This window comes from Pseudomonas sp. AC211, from assembly GCF_979258055.1.
Genome location: NZ_OZ409830.1, coordinates 4,574,824 through 4,593,180 on the forward strand (window position 1 = coordinate 4,574,824; position 18,357 = coordinate 4,593,180).

16 protein-coding genes and 1 pseudogene are annotated in these 18,357 nt (G+C 60.8%); 8 read left to right on the plus strand and 9 right to left on the minus strand.

Going from position 1 to position 18,357, the window contains the following annotated elements:
- Position 1: 1 nt before the first annotated feature.
- A complete protein-coding gene (gene queG, locus ACZZZP_RS21580; RefSeq protein WP_463384064.1) occupies positions 2-1,063 on the plus strand; it encodes a tRNA epoxyqueuosine(34) reductase QueG in 1,062 nt (353 codons plus the stop codon).
- A 302-nt stretch (positions 1,064-1,365) separates the two neighbouring features.
- Here queG and orn read toward each other — a convergent pair whose 3' ends face one another.
- On the minus strand, positions 1,366-1,911 hold the full coding sequence (orn, locus tag ACZZZP_RS21585) for an oligoribonuclease (RefSeq protein WP_463384065.1): 546 nt from the start codon (positions 1,909-1,911) through the stop codon (positions 1,366-1,368).
- A gap of 152 nt (positions 1,912-2,063) precedes the next feature.
- On the opposite strand from orn, the gene rsgA reads away from it, so the two are divergent.
- Complete coding sequence (gene rsgA / locus ACZZZP_RS21590) at positions 2,064-3,095, plus strand: small ribosomal subunit biogenesis GTPase RsgA (protein WP_463384066.1); 1,032 nt, start codon at positions 2,064-2,066, stop codon at positions 3,093-3,095.
- A 49-nt stretch (positions 3,096-3,144) separates the two neighbouring features.
- Here the strand turns inward: rsgA and ACZZZP_RS21595 are convergent, their stop codons facing one another.
- The 3 genes from ACZZZP_RS21595 to motA are packed head-to-tail and all read right to left on the minus strand — an operon-like array spanning position 3,145 to position 5,056.
- Positions 3,145-3,327, minus strand: a complete 183-nt coding sequence (locus tag ACZZZP_RS21595; RefSeq protein WP_463536833.1) for a hypothetical protein — start codon at positions 3,325-3,327, stop codon at positions 3,145-3,147.
- Positions 3,314-4,201, minus strand: a complete 888-nt coding sequence (gene motB / locus ACZZZP_RS21600; protein WP_463536834.1) for a flagellar motor protein MotB — start codon at positions 4,199-4,201, stop codon at positions 3,314-3,316. The genes ACZZZP_RS21595 and motB overlap by 14 nt, the downstream gene beginning before the upstream one ends.
- A 3-nt stretch (positions 4,202-4,204) precedes the next feature.
- Positions 4,205-5,056 (minus strand): flagellar motor stator protein MotA, encoded by an 852-nt coding sequence (gene motA, locus ACZZZP_RS21605; RefSeq protein WP_463384068.1) that lies wholly within the window; start codon positions 5,054-5,056, stop codon positions 4,205-4,207.
- A gap of 131 nt (positions 5,057-5,187) precedes the next feature.
- Between motA and ACZZZP_RS21610 the strand changes: the two genes are divergently transcribed.
- The 5 genes and pseudogenes from ACZZZP_RS21610 (at position 5,188) to ACZZZP_RS21630 (ending at position 12,644) form a co-directional block, all read left to right on the plus strand.
- Positions 5,188-6,708, plus strand: a complete 1,521-nt coding sequence (locus ACZZZP_RS21610; RefSeq protein ID WP_122491962.1) for an HDOD domain-containing protein — start codon at positions 5,188-5,190, stop codon at positions 6,706-6,708.
- Between the two features lie 48 nt (positions 6,709-6,756).
- Positions 6,757-7,576: pseudogene (locus ACZZZP_RS21615) on the plus strand (rhodanese-like domain-containing protein).
- A 34-nt stretch (positions 7,577-7,610) separates the two neighbouring features.
- Positions 7,611-8,468: an archaetidylserine decarboxylase gene (gene asd / locus ACZZZP_RS21620; protein WP_463384070.1), complete on the plus strand. Its 858-nt coding sequence runs from the start codon at positions 7,611-7,613 to the stop codon at positions 8,466-8,468.
- Between the two features lie 228 nt (positions 8,469-8,696).
- A complete protein-coding gene (locus ACZZZP_RS21625; protein WP_463384071.1) occupies positions 8,697-10,511 on the plus strand; it encodes a molecular chaperone in 1,815 nt (604 codons plus the stop codon).
- Between the two features lie 63 nt (positions 10,512-10,574).
- A complete protein-coding gene (locus tag ACZZZP_RS21630) occupies positions 10,575-12,644 on the plus strand; it encodes an EAL domain-containing protein (RefSeq protein WP_463384072.1) in 2,070 nt (689 codons plus the stop codon).
- Between the two features lie 145 nt (positions 12,645-12,789).
- Here ACZZZP_RS21630 and secB read toward each other — a convergent pair whose 3' ends face one another.
- Genes secB through ACZZZP_RS21645 form a run of 3 tightly spaced genes read right to left on the minus strand, consistent with a single transcriptional unit; the run spans position 12,790 to position 13,995 of the window.
- Complete coding sequence (gene secB / locus ACZZZP_RS21635; RefSeq protein ID WP_122451596.1) at positions 12,790-13,278, minus strand: protein-export chaperone SecB; 489 nt, start codon at positions 13,276-13,278, stop codon at positions 12,790-12,792.
- A gap of 47 nt (positions 13,279-13,325) precedes the next feature.
- Positions 13,326-13,580: a glutaredoxin 3 gene (gene grxC / locus ACZZZP_RS21640; protein WP_122491967.1), complete on the minus strand. Its 255-nt coding sequence runs from the start codon at positions 13,578-13,580 to the stop codon at positions 13,326-13,328.
- A 1-nt stretch (position 13,581) separates the two neighbouring features.
- Positions 13,582-13,995 carry a rhodanese-like domain-containing protein gene (locus ACZZZP_RS21645; RefSeq protein ID WP_122491968.1) on the minus strand — a complete coding sequence of 138 codons (414 nt, stop codon included), beginning with the start codon at positions 13,993-13,995 and terminating at the stop codon, positions 13,582-13,584.
- A 209-nt stretch (positions 13,996-14,204) separates the two neighbouring features.
- Here ACZZZP_RS21645 and gpmI point away from each other — a divergent pair, with 209 nt between their 5' ends.
- Positions 14,205-15,740: a 2,3-bisphosphoglycerate-independent phosphoglycerate mutase gene (gene gpmI / locus ACZZZP_RS21650; protein WP_463384073.1), complete on the plus strand. Its 1,536-nt coding sequence runs from the start codon at positions 14,205-14,207 to the stop codon at positions 15,738-15,740.
- 52 nt (positions 15,741-15,792) lie between these two features.
- On the opposite strand, the gene ACZZZP_RS21655 is transcribed toward gpmI, so the two are convergent.
- Both ACZZZP_RS21655 and ACZZZP_RS21660 read right to left on the minus strand, forming a co-directional pair.
- Positions 15,793-17,373, minus strand: coding sequence for a DUF2235 domain-containing protein (locus tag ACZZZP_RS21655; RefSeq protein ID WP_463384074.1), 1,581 nt, complete (start codon positions 17,371-17,373; stop codon positions 15,793-15,795).
- A gap of 242 nt (positions 17,374-17,615) precedes the next feature.
- A complete protein-coding gene (locus tag ACZZZP_RS21660) occupies positions 17,616-18,356 on the minus strand; it encodes a SapC family protein (RefSeq protein WP_122491971.1) in 741 nt (246 codons plus the stop codon).
- Between the last annotated feature and the right edge of the window lies 1 nt (position 18,357).

Genomic DNA, 18,357 nt, shown 5'->3' on the forward strand with positions numbered 1-18,357 from the left:
CATGTCCAACCCTGCCATTGATGTTGCCAGCCTCGCCCAGTCGATCAAAGACTGGGGGCGCGAGCTTGGTTTTCAGCAAGTCGGCATCGCCGGGTTGGAATTGGGCGAGCATGAAGCGCACCTGGAACGCTGGCTGGCGGCGGGCTACCACGGCGAGATGGATTACATGGGCGCCCATGGCAGCAAACGCTCGCACCCCGAACAGTTGGTGCCCGGCACCTTGCGCGTGGTCTCGCTGCGGATGGACTACCTGCCCGGCGACACGCTGATGGCGCAGCGGCTTGGCCAGCCGGAAACCGCCTATGTGTCGCGCTATGCGCTGGGCCGCGACTACCACAAGCTGATTCGCAAGCGCCTGCAGCAACTGGCCGAACGCATTCAGCAAGCCATCGGCCCGTTCGGCTACCGCGCATTTGTCGACAGCGCGCCGGTGTTGGAAAAAGCCATTGCCGAGCAAGCCGGGCTTGGGTGGATCGGCAAGAACACCTTGGTCCTGAACCGCAAGGCCGGCAGCTACTTTTTCCTGGGCGAGCTGTTTGTCGATGTGCCGCTGCCGGTCGATGCACCTCACACCAGCGAACACTGCGGTCGCTGCACCGCCTGCCTGGATATCTGCCCGACCAACGCCTTTGTCGGCCCGTATGTGCTTGACGCCCGCCGCTGCATTTCTTACCTGACCATCGAGCTGAAAGGTCCGATTCCTGCCGACCTGCGCCCCTTGATCGGCAACCGGGTGTTTGGCTGCGATGACTGCCAGATCGTCTGCCCCTGGAACCGTTTCGCCAAGCCGACTGAACAGAGCGACTTCGCCCCGCGCCATAGCTTGGACAATGCACAACTTGCCGAGCTGTTTCGCTGGAGCGAGGAAGAGTTTCTGAGCCGTACCGAAGGCTCGCCTTTACGCCGGGCCGGCTACGAGCGCTGGCTGCGCAATTTGGCGGTGGGGCTGGGCAATGCGCCGTCGAGCATTCCGGTTATCGAGGCGCTGGAACTGCGCCGGGATGATGATTCGGAGATGGTGCGTGAGCATGTGCAATGGGCACTGGAGCGGCATGGGCGGTGATGCTTTCGATTATGTGGGAGCGGCTTTAGCCGCGATGCTCTTGAGGGCAAAAAGCATCGCGGCTAAAGCCGCTCCTACAGGCTGCCCGGTCCCGGTAGCACTTCACCTCGGCGGGTGACCGATCCTGCTCGGAGCAACAACCCACCCCCGTCGTCCTCGCGAACGCGGGGACCCAGAATGTCGGCGCGGACGGTGAATGCCTGCACGCCCTGGATTCCCGCCTACGCGGGAATGACGGCGCAAGGTTCGGTCCGCGAGCGGTGAGCCGAAGGCGAAGCCCAACGGCTGTGCGCCCGTTCCAATCAAAACGTCTTAATAAAATGCTCGCGGTAGTACTTCAGCTCGGCGATCGAGTCGTAGATGTCGTCCAGCGCCAAATGGCTGCCCTTCTTGGTGAAACCATCACGAATCTGCGGCGCCCAGCGAACCACCAGTTCTTTCAGGGTGGACACGTCGAGGTAGCGGTAGTGGAAATACGCTTCCAGGTTCGGCATGTAGCGGTAGAGGAAGCGGCGGTCCTGGCCGATGCTGTTGCCGCAGATCGGCGATTTGCCCTTAGGCACCCACTGTTCCAGAAACGCAATGGTCTGGGCTTCGGCTTCCTGGGCGCTGATTTTGCTGTCGCGCACGCGCTGGGTCAGGCCGCTTTCGCCGTGGGTGCGGGTGCACCATTCGTCCATGGCCGCCAAGGTTTCATCATTCTGGTGCACCGCAATCACCGGGCCTTCGGCCAGCACGTTGAGGTTGCTGTCGGTGACGATGGTGGCCATTTCAATGATTACGTCGGTTTCAGGATCCAGGCCGGTCATTTCCAGGTCGATCCAAATAAGATTCTGCGGGTTTTGCATGGTGGGGCTCCTCTGCGTAGCTGCGCAGTTTAGCTCAGCCATGGCGCGCGGCGGCGATCTCGGGCGGCGTGCTAAACTCGCCGGCCATCTGCATCGTTGCAGGCAGCGCAGCTCGCGCTCGCCAATTTGTTGCTTATTTAATCGGAAGTCCCATGGCCAAACGCCAGCTCAACCGTCGTCAAAATTGGCGCATCGAGAAGATTCAAGGCGAGCGCGCCGCCCGCGCCGCCAAGCGGGAGTCGCAATCACTGGAGGCACTGGAAGGCGGCGATCTCGGCCCCGAGCAGGTGGGCCTGGTGATTGCGCACTTCGGCGTGCAAGTTGAAGTCGAGGCGCGTGACGGCGAATTGGCCGGACAGGTTTTCCGCTGCCACCTACGGGCCAACCTGCCAACGCTGGTGACCGGCGACCAAGTGGTGTGGCGCGCCGGCAACCAGGGCATCGGCGTGATCGTGGCGCAATTGCCCCGTCACACCGAGCTGTGCCGTCCCGATACGCGCGGCCAGCTGAAGCCGGTGGCCGCTAACGTCGACCTGATCGTCATCGTCTTCGCGCCGCTGCCCGAACCCCACGCCAACCTCATCGACCGCTATTTGGTAGCAGCCGAACACGCCGGCATTCGGCCGTTGCTGCTGCTCAACAAAGCCGACCTGATCGATGATAAAAACGCCGTGGCGCTTAACGCGCTGCTCGGCGTGTATCGGCAGTTGGGTTATCCGTTGTTGGAAGTATCCGCCCACCACGGCAACGGCATGCAGTTGTTGCAGGCCGAGCTGGATGGACACGTGAGCGTGTTTGTGGGGCAGTCAGGTGTGGGCAAGTCGTCGCTGGTCAACAGCTTGCTGCCGGAAGTCGACACCCGCGTCGGCCCGCTGTCCGAGCTGACTGGCAAAGGCACGCACACCACGACCACGGCGCGCTTGTTCCACTTCCCCAACGGCGGCGAGTTGATCGACTCGCCGGGCATTCGCGAATTTGGTTTGGTGCACGTCAGCCGCGATGACGTCGAAGCCGGCTTTATCGAGTTCCACGACCTGCTGGGCCAATGCCGCTTCCGCGACTGCAAGCACGACCGCGAACCGGGCTGTGCGTTGCTCAAGGCGCTGGAAGAGGGGCGCATTCAGCCGCAGCGAATGGCGAGCTATCGGCACATTATCTCGACTCTTCCCGAGTCGGATTACTGAAACAAAAAGGCCGCGTCGATACGCGGCCCTTTTACGTTGGGCTCGGCACTCAGTTTTCGCGCGCCTGATCCACGCGCAACGCACCGTTATCAAACACGTTGAGCTTTTCGCGAAATTGCTCTGGCGAGGTTTGCGCGCCGGGCGCGGTTCCGGCCGGCGCGGGAGCGGCGCCTGGCGCTGCGCCGGGTGCGGCCGGAGCGCCTTCGACTGGCGGCGCCTCACCCCTCTTCACCGCCCTGCTCGCCTTCAATAGCGCGCTGAGCCTTTTTGGTCAGCACGATGATGTCGATCCGACGGTTCACCGGGTTCATCGGGTCTTCGCGATCAAACAGCGCCGAGGAGGCGTAGCCGACTACGCGAGCGATTTGCTCTTCCGGGTAACTGCCTGCCACCAAGGTGCGCCGCGCCGCGTTGGCGCGCTCGGCCGACAGCTCCCAGTTGCCGTAATCACCACGGCCTACAAACGGTTTGGCATCGGTGTGGCCGCTGACGCTGATCTTGTTGGGCACCGCTTTGATGGTGTCCGCCATGGCGATGAGGATGTCCTCGAAGTACGTTTGCAAACGGGCGCTGCCGCTGTCGAACATCGGGCGGTTGGCGGCGTCCATGATCTGAATGCGCAATCCGTCCTGGGTGATCTCGAACAGGATCTGATCCTTGAAGCGCTGCAACTGCGGGTTCTCGTTAACCTTGTTTTGCAGCTCTTGCAGCAGCAGTTCCAGGCGCTCTTTTTCCAGTTTTTCGGCGATGTTTTCCGCTTGCGTTTCGCTCGGAGAAATATCGCTTTCGGTATCGGACGCGGTGTCGGTGGCGGCCTTGGCGTCTTTCACGTCGGGATTGAGCGTTTTGTCCGGCGCTGGCGTCGGCGTGCCACCCAGGTCAATCACATAGGGGCTGGCGCTTTCACTGAAACCTACGGGGTCCTGGAAATAACCGGAGATGGCTTTCTTCTGCTCCGGCGTGGCAGAGGACATCAGCCACAGCACCAGGAAGAACGCCATCATGGCAACGGCGAAGTCCGCGAAGGCAATTTTCCATGCGCCACCGTGGTGGCCGGCGGCAAATTTCTTGACGCGTTTAACGATGATGGGTTGGTTGTTGTCCATCTATCAGCGACCGCGAATCGCTTGTTCCAGCTCGCTGAAACTGGGTCGATGCGCCGGGAACAACACTTTACGGCCGAACTCCACCGCCAGCGACGGCGGCATGCCCGAGGCCGATGCAACCAACGAAGCCTTGATGGCTTCGTACACGTTCAGCTCTTCCTTGGCATCGTGCTCAAGGCAAGTGGCCAAGGGTCCGAAGAAGCCATACGCGGCGAGAATACCGAGGAACGTACCCACCAGCGCCGCGCCCACGTGTTGGCCCAAGGCCGATTGCTCAACCTGCCCCAACAGGGCCATGGTCACCACGATACCGAGTACCGCTGCCACGATACCGAAACCGGGCAAGCCGTCGGCGATGCGGGTTACGGCGTGGGAGTTGTGTTCGAGTTCTTCTTTAAGGCTGCCCAATTCCATGTCGAACAGGCCTTCGAGTTCATGCGGGGCCATGTTGCCGGACGACATGATGCGCAAGTAGTCGCAGACAAAAGCGGTCATGCCGGCGTCTTTGAGCAGGCCTGGGTATTTGCTGAAAATAGCGCTGGCGGCGGGGTCTTCAACGTCGGCCTCGATGGCCATCATGCCCTCGCGGCGACTCTTGTTGAGGATCTCGTAAAGCATGCTCAACACTTCCAGATAGAAAGCGTGAGTAAAACGGTTGCCGAACATTTTCAGTGCTTTTTTGAACACTGACATGAAGGTGCTGCCGGGGTTGGCTTGCAGAAACGCACCCAATGCCGCACCACCGATAATCATCACCTCGAAGGGCTGAATAAGCGCCGCGATTTTACCGTGGGATAAAACGTACCCGCCCAGTACCGACGCGAACACAACGATGATGCCGATGATTTTTGCCATATAAGGATTACTTAGAAAGTCAGGAAGACGCAGCCAATGAGAGGGGCATAAAAATCACCCCTTCTAATTATCGGAACTTATACGCCAGACTATAGCCAGTTAAGGTTAAAAGCCAATGGGCTCACAACAACATGCCGACCTTGCCACCCGTACCATCAAGCCTGAAAACCTGGCTTAAGCACCTCGACAGTGTTCGTCTGCCAATACTGGCGACGACCCACGAACGGGTTCGGCGTTCCCTGCTTAATAGCAGCAGTTCGTTGCGCGATGTCGCCAATGTGATCGAAGCGAGCCCCTCGCTTGCCCTGTTGGTTTTGCGTGAAGCCAACCGAAGCAACAACAGCTTGAGCGAGCCGGCGGAGAGTCTCGAAATCGCCATCACGCGCCTGGGTTTGAAGCGCACCGAAGACCTTCTAAATATGTTGCCCGTGATTGCCGAGGAAAAAATCCCCAAGGCACTCCGGCAAATCCAGCTCATCAGTCAGCACGCCTCGCAGCAGGCCAGCGGTTTGTTTGCCAATCGCCTGGCGCGGCTGTGGCAGGAAATCCACTGGAGCAGCCTGCTCTTTCTGTCGCCACTCTGGCCGTTGGCTGCGGCGCATCCCGAGCTGGTGGATAAATGGGAACAGCGGGTGCTCGGCAAGGGCGAGCCGACCCACAAGGTCGAGCGCGAACTGTTCGGCGTCACGCTACCCACGCTCTGCCTGGCACTTGCTGAGCAGTGGCGCCTGCCGGAATGGATCATCCAAGCGTATCGCCTGCTCGCGACCGATCGCCGCCTGCTGGCGAAAGCGCTTCACATCGCACGTAATAATCAAGAGCCGCTGCATCAGCAACAGTTACTCGACGCCGACCCGGCGCTGTCGCGCTGGCTGACGCACCCGGGCAACACCATTTTATTTGCCAATGCTTTAGCGCTGAGTTCCCACCAAGCCTGGGACTGCCCGCACAGCTTGCGTTGGCAGCGCATCACCGCGCTTTATTTGCAACTGCCGCTGGCAGACTTGCAGCAACTGACCCACCAACAAGCGGTCACCAGTGCGCGGCAATTCCCTGGAACCGACTTGTGGCACCCGGCTCATGCCTTGCTCTGGCCGTGGAATGCCCGCCATCTGCAAGCCATCGCTGAACCCGCGCCGCCGCCGAAGGACACCTCCCCCGCCTGGCAACAACACTGCCGTGAACTGCTGCGCGAGCCGAGCGCCTTCGCCAACCTGTTGCAATTGACCGCGTGCATTCGCGACGCATTGGACGCTTGCGGCATGAGCCGCGCGCTGGTGTTGTTGGCTGATAAAACGCAAACGCGCCTGGTGACGCAGCAGATCGTCGGCCTTCCCAAAGAAGCGCAAGCGCTGACTCTCGATGCCACCCAGAGCCAAGTGCTCAAACGTTTGCTTTCGCAGCCAGGGCAACTGCGCTTGAGCCCGGACAACATCGCTCAATTCTCGGCCTTATTGCCCGGAACCTTGAAAGCCCTGTTTCCCGGCGAGCACACCCTGCTGCGCTCGCTGGCCAACAACGGCAAGGTGGTGATGATTCTGGTCGTCGACCAGCAAGGCACGCCGCTGAGCGAACCCTGCGTGCAGGCGTTTGGCAAAATATCGCAATGCATCGAACGCGCCTTGGCCAGCTTTGCCAAACGCGGGCGCTAGCCTTTCCGCTACAATTTGCCCCCTATCCACTTGGCCCGGAGGCCATGCATGTCCGCCTTCACTGGTTTGCCGCTGGTCATCGAACCCGCTGAACTCGCCTCGCGCCTCGCTGCGCCCGAGCTGATTCTGGTCGACCTCACCAGCGCTGCGCGCTATGCCCAAGGGCACATTCCGGGCGCGCGCTTCGTCGACCCCAAACGCACGCAACTCGGCCAACCGCCTGCGCCAGGTTTGCTGCCAGAACCCGCGCAGCTGCAAGCGTTATTCGCAGAACTAGGGCACAACCCCGACGCCGTTTATGTGGTGTATGACGATGAAGGCGGCGGTTGGGCCGGACGTTTCATCTGGTTGCTGGATGTGATCGGCCACAGCGGATACCACTACCTGGACGGCGGCCTGCTGGCCTGGCAATCGGAAGCACTTGAACTCAGCACCGACACCCCGGCGCCGACCACACAAGCGCCAATCGCCGTGACGATTCAGGAGGCCCCAACCGCCACCCGCGAGTACCTGCAAAGCCGCCTGGGCAGTGCCGACCTTGGCATCTGGGACGCCCGTGCGCCGTCGGAATACCGCGGCGAAAAAGTTGTCGCAGCTCGCGGCGGCCACATTCCTGGCGCGGTGAATTTCGAATGGACTGCGGGCATGGACCAGGCTCGCGCGCTGCGCATTCGCCAAGATATGCCAGCCATTTTGGAAAGCCTCGGCCTGAGCAAAGACAAAGAAATCATCACCCATTGCCAAACCCATCACCGCTCCGGCTTCACCTACCTGGTGGCCAAGGCGCTGGGCTATCCGCGAGTGAAGGCGTATGCCGGCTCATGGGGCGAGTGGGGGCAATCTCCCGGATACGCCAATCGAGGTGTAAGCCTCGGCTACTTATTCAACGTTTAGGAACATCCATGAAAGATCGTTTGTTTATCCTCAGCCAATACTTGCTGCCCCATCACCTGCTGTCGCGGGCCATTGGCTGCATTGCCGAATGCCGCGCCGAGTGGCTGAAAAATCCGCTCATCAAGTGGTTCGTCAAACAGTATCAAGTGGACATGAGCGAAGCGCAGGTAGAAGACCCGACCGCCTACGAAAACTTCAACGCCTTCTTCACTCGCGCGTTGAAAGACGGCGCACGGCCATTGGACGAAACCCCTGGCGCGGTGCTCTGCCCTGCCGACGGCGCCGTTAGCCAGCTTGGCCCGATCGAACACGGCCGCCTGTTCCAAGCCAAAGGCCACAGCTTCAGCGCCGTGGAACTGTTGGGCGGCGAGGCTGAACGCGCAGCGCCGTTCATGGGCGGCGAGTTCGCCACCATTTACCTGTCGCCCAAGGATTACCACCGTGTGCACATGCCGTTGGCAGGCACGTTGAAGGAAATGGTTTACGTGCCCGGACGACTGTTCTCGGTGAACCAGACCACAGCGGAAAACGTGCCGGAGTTGTTCGCACGCAATGAGCGTTTAGTCTGCATTTTCGACACCGAGCGCGGCCCCATGGCGGTGGTGCTGGTGGGCGCGATGATCGTTGCGGCCATCGAAACGGTGTGGGCCGGCCAGGTTGCGCCACCGACACGCCTGCTGAAAACCACCCGTTATGACGCAGCGGCGCGCGGCCCCATTGAACTGGCAAAAGGCGCTGAACTGGGCCGCTTCAAGCTGGGCTCCACGGCCATCGTGCTGTTCGGGCCGAACCAGGTTAAGTGGGCCGAACACATGGTTGCCGGCAGCGCAACGCGCATGGGCGAGCGCCTAGCCGACGCGCGCTGAAATGCGTGCACGGCACGAGCCCCGTGCAGTGCCGTTGAACATCTGAGTCCGGCTTGAGGTCTTACGCTTTACAAACCTCGACCGGCAAAGGCAAATCGCCATCTTGGCCATACCCTCGATTGGCTGCGGGTATGGCAAGATGCTGCTAGAGTTCGGAAAACCGACATTCAGATCGACTCGCCACGCCACCGTGCGCAGGAGTGTCCAGCCAGATGGATTACGAGTTACATGGATAAACAGAATCCCCACCTGCTGCTACGTGTACCGACGCCAAACCAGCAGAAACTTTCGTTCTGTGACTCCAGCCCTCGCGATCTCAAACGCTGGATCGCCGGCTTGCCGAAGGCCAATCTGGGCGAAACAGCCCGCCAGCTTTATCAATGCCTGGTCGAGCTCAATCAACTCATCACCCCTGCCGAAAATCGCCTGCAGCTGCTTGAACTGTTGCGTGCTGAAGTCTATTTCGTCAGCAAGCATTTGGAACGTCACTTCCTCAATCAGGCCATCGTGCTCGATGAGCGTCCGCGCAAAGTGGCCAACCTTTGCCAGGCCTTGGAAAACCATCTCGCGGCCGGCTACAAACTGATCGTCTCCCAGGAAGCGCCGCGCAACAGCCGCGAGCGCAACCAGATGCAGCTTCTGACCATCGCCATTCAACGTGCCTGCCACTGCTTGTGCGGCCCGCTGATTCGCGCGAGCCAGTTATATTGCCCGGTACCCGAAGGGCTCTGGCTGGAATTGCACAAGCTCTACCAAATTGCCCAAAACAGTGCGCTGCAAACCATCGTCGTGCGCGACGACATGGCGCTGCACACCAAAGGGCTAAGCGTCGAGCAGACCTACCTGATTGCCCTGCTGCTGGGCTGCGCGCGCACCAACCAGATGCGCCAGAACGGCATCGCGAAGCTGGCTGAAGTGCTCGGCGCGTGGAGCTCGATGGTGCACCTTCAGGCGGCGGACGAACCCGGCAGCCTCTTCGCCGTGCCCTCGCAGGTCGACGGCCCGCCGCGCTACAAATCGCTGTTCCATGACAACGAACTGCAAAGCTTGCTCGGCATTGATCCGCAGCCGTTGGTGGATGCGATCAAAGAGCACCTGATGATGGAGCCCGAGAACCGTGCAACGTCGCGCTTGCTGGTGCCCGAAGGCATGAGCATCGACCTGCTGCAACACCTCGGCTCGGCCTGGGGCGACATCGCCGAACGCACCTTCCAACGCAACGCCGGCCACGGCAGCTTGCGACTGTGCCTGGGCATGAGCGCTTTGCATTTTTTCCTGGCCGGCGGCAAGCCATTCAACGAAGTGCTCAAGCGTCAGGAAGAACGTCAGACCGCGAGCTTCAAAGCCGTCAATGCCGACGCCAAGGACATCTGGCGCAATGCCTTCGACGCGCAAGCCAACGTGGATTGGAACGGTGGTCTGCCCCACGAAGAAATCCAATACCAACGGCCGGCGGGTGAAGCCGAGTCCGCCACAGGCGCGGCAGAAAACAACTACGCGACCTTCGAGCTTCCCATCGTCAACCACAGCCCCGGCGGCTATTGCCTGAGCTGGCCGAAAGAAGTGCCCAGCCAGCTGCAAGCCGGCGAGCTACTCGGTGTGCAAGACTCGCCCGAGCAGAGCTGGAGCGTGGCGTTAGTGCGCTGGATTCGCCAAGTGCGCGGTGGCGGCACGCAAATGGGCATTGAGCTGATCGCGCCGCACGCCCAGCCGTGCGGCCTGCAACTGCTGCGTAAAGCGGATCAGAACAGCCAATACCTGCGTGCGCTGCTGCTGCCGGAAATCAGCGCTATTTCGCGGCCCGCCACCGTCATTACGGCGCGCTTGCCATTCCAGGAAGGCAACAAGGTTCAAATCAATTTGAACGGCGAAGAACGCCGCGCGGTGCTGAGTCGCAAGCAAACCAGCACCGGCAGTTTTAACCAGTTCGAGTACCGCGTTGTAGAGCAGGCGACCCCCGAACAAGGGAAGCCGGTCACAGCGCCGAAAACCCAAAGCGCGGGCGGCGAGGAAGACTTTGACTCACTTTGGAAGTCACTGTAGATTGCGCCGCACACCCCCTTTGTCGCCTTTTCGCGCCCGTTCGGCGCAGTCTAAGCACACGCCATGGCCATCGAAAAGAAAACCATCCGGCTGCTGATTCTCGAGGACTCGCAGAACGAGGCCGAGCGTCTCGTCAGCCTGTTCCGCAATGCCGGTCGCGCCACGCGCGTGCACCGTCTGACGTCCAGTGACGACCTGGCTACCGCACTCCAGCAAAGCTGGGATCTACTGATTGCCGCGCCGAGCAGTGAAAACCTCGACCCTAGCGAAGCGATCAATGCGATTCGCCGCCAGGCCAAAGATATTCCGCTGATTCAGCTCACCGCTGACAACGACCCCGACGCCATCACCGAAGCCCTCGCACTCGGCGCGCAAGACGCCTTGCCGCAAGGTGAAGACGAACGCCTGATTCTGGTCGCCAACCGTGAGCTGGCCAACCTCGAAGAACGCCGTGGTCGCCGCGTCGCGGAAATTGCCCTGCGCGAAGCCGAGAAGCGCTGCCAGTTGCTGCTCGACAGCTCGGTGGATGCGATCACCTACGTTCACGACGGCATGCACATTTACGCCAACCGCGCGTACTTGAAGCTGTTCGACTACGAAGATGCCGACGAGCTCGAAGGCATGCCGATGATCGACCTGATCTCCGGCTGCGATCACGCCAACTTCAAAGATTTCCTTAAGAACTACCAGAGCGCCGAAGGCAGCGCCGAGCTGACGTGCAGCGGCGTAAAAGCCAACGGCCAGACCTTCCAGGCGCGCATGAGTTTCTCGCCCGCCACCTACGACAGCGAACCGTGCATTCAGGTGGTGATTCGCGCCGAAACCGGCAACGCCGAACTGGAAGAAAAGCTGCGTGAAATCAGCAGCCAAGACCTGGTTACCGGCCTGTTCAACCGCAGCCACTTCATTGAGCTGATGGACGCCGCCGCCGAGCGCGCAGTAAATGCCGGCCAGCCGGGCACGCTCAGCTATATCCGCGTCGACCGCTACAGCAACCTGCTGGCGGAAACCGGGCTGGCGGGCATCGACCTGCTGCTCACTGATCTGGCCAACCTGCTGCGCGAGCACTTCAGTGATGAGTCGCAATTGGCCCGTTTCGGTGACGACGTATTTACCGTATTGCAACCGGGCAAGACGCCGGAACAGGCGCAAGGCGAGCTTGCCGCCCTGCTGAAAAAAGTCGAAGGGCACATGTTCGACGTCAGCGGCCGCACGGTGCAAACCAGCCTGTCTATCGGCGTGGCTGGTCTCAACGAGAAAACGCCAAAAGCGCAGGAAGTGATCGACCGCGCCCACCGCTGCGCCGACGAGTTGGGGGATGGCAACGCCATCAAGCTCTACAATCCGGCCCAGGAATTGGCCGCTGCGGCGAATCGCGGCAATATCGTCGCCATGGTTCAGCAGGCGCTGGAGAACAACAGCTTCCGCCTGCTGTTCCAGCCGATCATCAGCCTGCGCGGCGACAGCAATGAGCACTACGAAGTGCTGCTGCGCCTGCTCAACCCGCAAGGCGTTGAAGTGCCGCCCGGCGAATTCCTCGAGGCGGCGCGCGACGCGGGCCTGGCCGAGAAGATTGATCGCTGGGTAATCCTCAACTCCATCAAGCTGCTCGCCGACCACCGCTCCAAAGGCCACAACACCTGCCTGTTCGTGCACCTATCGCAAGCCAGCGTGCAAGACCAGACGCTGTTGCCGTGGCTGAGCGTGGCGCTTAAAGCCGCTCGTTTGCCGTCCGATGCGCTGGCCTTCCAGCTCAGCGAGCCGGATGCCACCACCTACCTGAAACAGGCCAAGGCGCTGACTCAGGGGCTGGCGGAACTGCACTGCAAAGTCGCCCTCAGCCAGTTCGGCTGTGCGCTCAACCCGTTCAACACCCTGAAGCACCTGAGCGTCGATTTCGTCAAAGTCGACGGTTCGTTCTCTCAGGACCTGAGCAACGCCGACGCTCAGGAAGCGCTGAAAACCCTGCTCAGCAGCCTGCACGCGCAAGCCAAGCTGACCATCGTGCCGTTCGTGGAAAGCGCCAGCGTGCTCGCCACCTTGTGGCAGGCGGGCGTGAACTACATTCAGGGTTACTACTTGCAGGGGCCGAGCCAGTCGATGGATTACGACTTCGCGGCGGGCGATGAGTAAATCTAAACAGCGTCGCGGCTAAAGCCGCTCCTATAGGGAAACCTCGATTCCTGTGGGAGTTGCCGGTCCGGTCGGCCTCGATGGTCTTGATCTTCTCAAACAAAAAAGGCGCCCCACGGGGGCGCCTTTTTTGTATCGGCAAAGCTTAGTGCTGAGCAGCACCTGCGCCTTCGGCCTGCATACGCGCCAGTTCCTGGGCGTACAGGGCGTCGAAGTTAACCGGGGCAAGCATCAGTGCCGGGAACGAACCACGAACCACCAGGCTGTCCAGGGTTTCGCGCGCGTACGGGAACAGAATGTTCGGGCAGAAGGCACCGAGGGTGTGGCTCATGGACGCCGCGTCCAGGCCCTTGATCAGGAAGATACCGGCCTGCTGCACTTCAGCAATAAAGGCGGTTTCTTCGCCGGTTTTAACGGTAACCGACAGGGTCAACACCACTTCGTGGAAGTCGCCTTCCAAGGCCTTTTGGCGGGTGTTGAGGTCCATGGCAACGCTTGGCGCCCATTCCTGACGGAAGATTTCCGGGCTTTTCGGTGCTTCGAACGACAGGTCGCGCACGTAGATGCGTTGCAGGGAGAATTGTGGGTTTTCAGCGCCTTGAGCAGCGCCTTCGTTGGTCACTTGATCAGTCATGTGCAAAACCTTCTTATCGTTAAGTGCGTACAGATTCGTTCGGGACGTTAACCCTTGAGTAGCGCGTCCAGCTTGCCGGCGCGCTCCAGGGCGTAGAGGTCGTCGCAGCCACCGACGTGGGTGGTGCCGATCCAGATTTGCGGAACGGACGTGGCGCGGGCTTTGCGGGTCATTTCAGCGCGCACATCGGGCTTGCCGTCGACGCTGATTTCCTCGAACGCCACACCTTTGTTGGTGAGCAACTGTTTGGCGCGGATGCAGTACGGGCACCAGGCGCTGGAATAAACGATGACGGCAGGCATATCACTTCACCACTGGCAGGTTTTCGCTGCGCCAGCTGGAGATTCCGCCAGACAGCTTGGCCGCATTGAAACCGAGTTTTTTCAGATCGCGGGCGACGGCGCCGGCGTGTTGGCCCAAGGCATCAACCACGATGAGGGTTTTCGCCTTGTACTTCTCCAGTTCGGCAACGCGAGTGGCCACTTTGTCGTATGGAATATTCACCGCGCCGACGATATGCCCAGTGGCGAAATCTTTGTTCGGGCGAACATCAAGCACGATGCCTTCGTCACGGTTGACCAACGCAGTCAGCTCGCGCGTGCTCAAGCTGGCGCCGCCTTTGCTCAATTCGGTGAAAATCAGCAATGCCAGCAACACCGCGAAAATACTGCTGAGCACGTAGTGGTTGGTGGCAAATTCAATCAGGTGAGCGAGCATCAATATGTCCCAGAACGGCAAAATGTCGGCCAGTATACACAGCCCCCAAGGGTGGCCAAACCCCGTCCAGCGGTGACGTAGCCGCCAACTTCGCTTTAAAATGCCGAACCTTTTTAGCCTGACGGAAAACTAATACGCGGGTGAACAATCCTTCACCGCATTTCCTCAGGTAAAACCTCGATCTCCCATTGCCAAAAGCGAGCCGGATAATGACTGCCACGCCCAAACCACTGGTGCTAATCATCCTCGATGGCTTCGGTCACAGTGACAGCCCCGAGTCCAACGCCATCTACGCCGCCAACACCCCCGTCTACGACCATCTGCGCGCCACCCAGCCCAACGGGCTGATCTCCGGCAGCGGCATGGACGTCGGTTTGCCGGACGGCCAAATGGGCAATTCGGAAGTCGGCCACATGAACCTCGGCGCCGGCCGCGTGGTGTATCAAGACTTCACCCGCGTGACCAAAGCCATCCGTGACGGCGACTTCTTCAGCAATCCCGCCTTGGTCACCGCCGTCGACGCAGCGGTTAGCGCCGGCAAGGCTGTGCATATTCTTGGCCTATTGTCTGACGGCGGCGTTCATAGCCATCAAGACCACTTGGCGGCCATGGCCGAAATGGCTGCCCAGCGTGGCGCGGAAAAGATCTACCTGCACGCCTTCCTGGATGGCCGCGACACGCCGCCAAAAAGCGCCCAGCCTTCGTTGCAACTGATGGACGAAACCTTCGCCAAGCTCGGCAAGGGGCGCACCGCTACGATTATTGGCCGCTACTTCGCCATGGATCGCGACAACCGCTGGGACCGTGTCGAGCAGGCTTACAGCCTGATCGTCGACAGCAAGGCCGAGTTCGAAGCGGCCAACGCTCAAGCCGCGCTCGAAGCGGCCTACGCCCGTGGCGAGAGCGACGAGTTCGTAAAGGCCACCCGCATTGGCGCGCCCGCCCAGGTTGAAGACGGCGACGCCGTGGTCTTTATGAACTTCCGCGCCGACCGCGCCCGCGAACTGACCCGCGCGTTTGTCGAGCCAGACTTCGTTGACTTCGCCCGCGCCCGTGCGCCAAAGCTGGCGAGCTTCGTGATGCTCACGCAGTACGCGGCCAGCATCAAAGCGCCCATCGCCTTCGCTGCCAGCAGCCTGGACAACGTGCTCGGCGAATACCTGGCGAAGAATGGCAAAACCCAACTGCGCATCGCCGAAACCGAGAAATACGCTCACGTGACGTTCTTCTTCTCGGGAGGCCGTGAGGAACCGTTCGAAGGTGAAGAGCGCATTCTGATCCCGTCGCCCAAAGTGGCCACCTACGACCTGCAGCCGGAAATGAACGCGCCCATCGTCACCGACCGCATCGTTGAAGCCATCGAACAACAGCGCTACGACGTCATCGTGGTCAACTACGCCAACGGCGACATGGTCGGCCACACCGGCGTGTTCTCGGCGGCGGTAAAAGCGGTGGAATGCCTGGACGAGTGCGTCGGTCGTATCGTCGCCGCGCTGGACAAAGTGGGTGGCGAAGCGCTGATTACTGCCGACCACGGCAACGTCGAGCAAATGGAAGACGAAAGCACCGGCCAGGCGCACACCGCCCACACCTGTGAGCCGGTGCCCTTCATTTACGTGGGCAAACGCGCGTTGACGATTCGTGAAGGCGGCGTATTGGCCGACGTGGCGCCGACCATGTTGACGTTGATGGGCTTGCCCAAGCCTGCAGAAATGACGGGCGAAAGCATCGTCGTATTGCAGTAACGGGGCTCGCTGGCGTCGCGTCGGTCGCCGACGCGACGCCAGCATCAGCGCGTTATTCGTTGCCATAACTCACCCGCTGATTGCCTTCGGCGGGGCGGTTCACAAAGACCGCGTCGAGATCGCTGTTACCCCGCCCCAGCGCTGCGTTCCAATTCGCTGAAAGATGAATGTAGTGGCGCCGCAGTAGCGCGTACTCCGCATCGCACAGTCCCGCTCCAGCTTCGCCCAGCACATAGGCCTCTAGCTTCTCGGCAATGTTGTGCAGTTCTTCGGGGAGGACGAGGCCCGGCGCGGTGATGGGCTTGAACGCCACGCCTACACGCTCGGCCGCTGCCCGCATCGCGCGCAGGTATACCAGTGATAACTCTCCGCGCACCTGCCGGGTACCGAGCAAGGCGGCGTATACGCGTTTTTGCGCGACTTGCCCGTTTTCCCGCCTAGGCACAGGTACATTCCACGTCACGACGCTCAATTCTTCGGGCGCGAAATAGCACAACCACTGCGCTCGGGTGCGCTCAAATTGGGCCTGCGTACGTTGCCAGGCGGGGCTGCGTTCATTGGCGGTGGTGACGGGGCAGCAGCTGCTATCCGGTTTACTCAGCAGCACCCTTTCCGTCATGACGGGCCGGTAACCCCCACCCACATCGGAATGGCTGCCGGGCACCTCTACGTCATTGCCCGTGCGCGTCAGCGCGAAGTTCTGCCGGTATTCGTCGTCCGCTACCAGCTGCACGATGGAGCGGGCGCAGCCCACCGGCAGTTGCAACGGGACCCCGGCATTGTCGGCACTTGGCGCGCTAAAGGCGATGAGCAGCGGTTCGGAAATGTGCGCGACCGTGTCGAGCAAACCGATGAAGTTCAGCGCCAGATCGTGGCCGATACGCCAGTCAAACGTCTGAGCCAGCAGCGCCGAGCCGGCGGGCATGGAACGGGCCAGCGCAGAAGACGGGCCTTTGCGTAAATCGTTGGCGCAGTGCCGGGCTGCGGCGGCTCCCCGGCTAAAGCCAAACAGGTCGACGGCAATGTCGCGAATGACCAGCCCCGGATTCTTTTCCCGCAGCCTGCGCATTTGCTCGACCACCAACGCCGGAACCTGCTCCACGCGAGCCAGAACACCCGTGCTGCCGCGGCCCGACCATTCGCTGAATAGGGAATCGGATTTACCGCTACGGGTACCGATGCCTTCGATATACACCGACAGATACGCCGTCTCGGCGTCGGCGGGAAGCGGTTCCTCGGCATGATTGGGATACAGGTCATACAGGCGCGCAATATTGCTCGGGGCGTTTCCATAGCTGTTGTCTGGCGCGGCGCCATCGTCGCTGTATCCGAGCGCGTGCAGGGCGTTCGCAGCCTCTGGGTCCACGTTCGCGTCGCTGGCCAGGCACTGCACGGTAGCGGCGTTGAGCTTGTTGTTGCCGGTGCCATCGAAGAACAAGCCCAGGTGCAACGTAACGGGGTGGTCCGATGGAGCTTCGCGCAGCCCCGGTGCGGGATAAGCATTTTGCGGCGCTACGTTCGGCGAAGCGTTTGGCGCGGCGGCCGGCGTAAACATCGGCTCAGCGCCACTAGCGCGGTCTTCGTTCAACCAACCTGACGACGTTGCCCGAAGGCTTTCGAGGGGAAAATTCATGCGGATTCTGCTCCATTAACCTCAACAACTTGTCCTTTGCCTCGGTGCCGCAGGGCATTGCCAGACGGCCCATTGGGCAGGGAGCAGGTTGGAGCCAATGGTGTTGAAAATAAGCAGGATCACTCTGAGCGCGGCTTTCCCCGAGGATTGTTCTGCCCGCGAATGCGCGACGAAAAAAACCAGGGTAACGCCCATAAAAAAACCGGGCTCAACGCCCGGTTTTCTTTACATCCCAAGCAGTATCAGTGCTTGGTTTGTTCGCCGGCTTTCTTGGCCAGGTAATGCACGAACAGTTGGTTGGCGTTGCCCAGCGAGGTCAGGTGGGCGTAGATCCAGCCGAGGAAGCCCGAGCGGTGCAGATCGAGAACATGCTCGTCGGCCAAGGCCAGGAATTTCTCTTCGTCGACGGCCAGGAAGTCGCTCAGTACAAACGACTCGCCGCTGGTGTGGCTCAGTTTCAGCGAGCGCGGCGCCAGCAATTCCAGTTCGTTGAGCTTGGCGACGAAGCGGCGGGTGCGCTCCATTTCGGCGGTGAAGTTTTGCAGGAACTGAATCATCTCTTCGAGGAATTCGCTGTTCTGCCCTTCGGTGGTGAACAGCTCGCGGCCTTCGGCTTCGTTCCAGCCGGGGTAGGCGGCGTCGAAGCACACGGTGAAGTTCTCAGCGCCGTCTTGGGCCAGCACGAACGGGTAGCGACGCACGAAGGCAGGAATGTAGGTGTTTTCGGCCCATTGCTGGTCGGCGCCGACGTAACCGTTGTGGCCTTCTTTGAGGCCCAGCAAGGCGATTGGCATGGCGTTTTCGCCTTCGCCGATAAATACGATTGGGTAGTGACGTGCGGCTTGGAAAAACTCCAGGCCGGCCAGCGGAACGAGGTGGGTGCTGGCGGCAAATTCGCTGTTGTTGAGGCCGGCGAGCTTGAGGCTTTTGTGCTCGTCGCGGTTGAGGGCTTTGATGTCTTTGTAAAGCAACAAGGTGGTCATG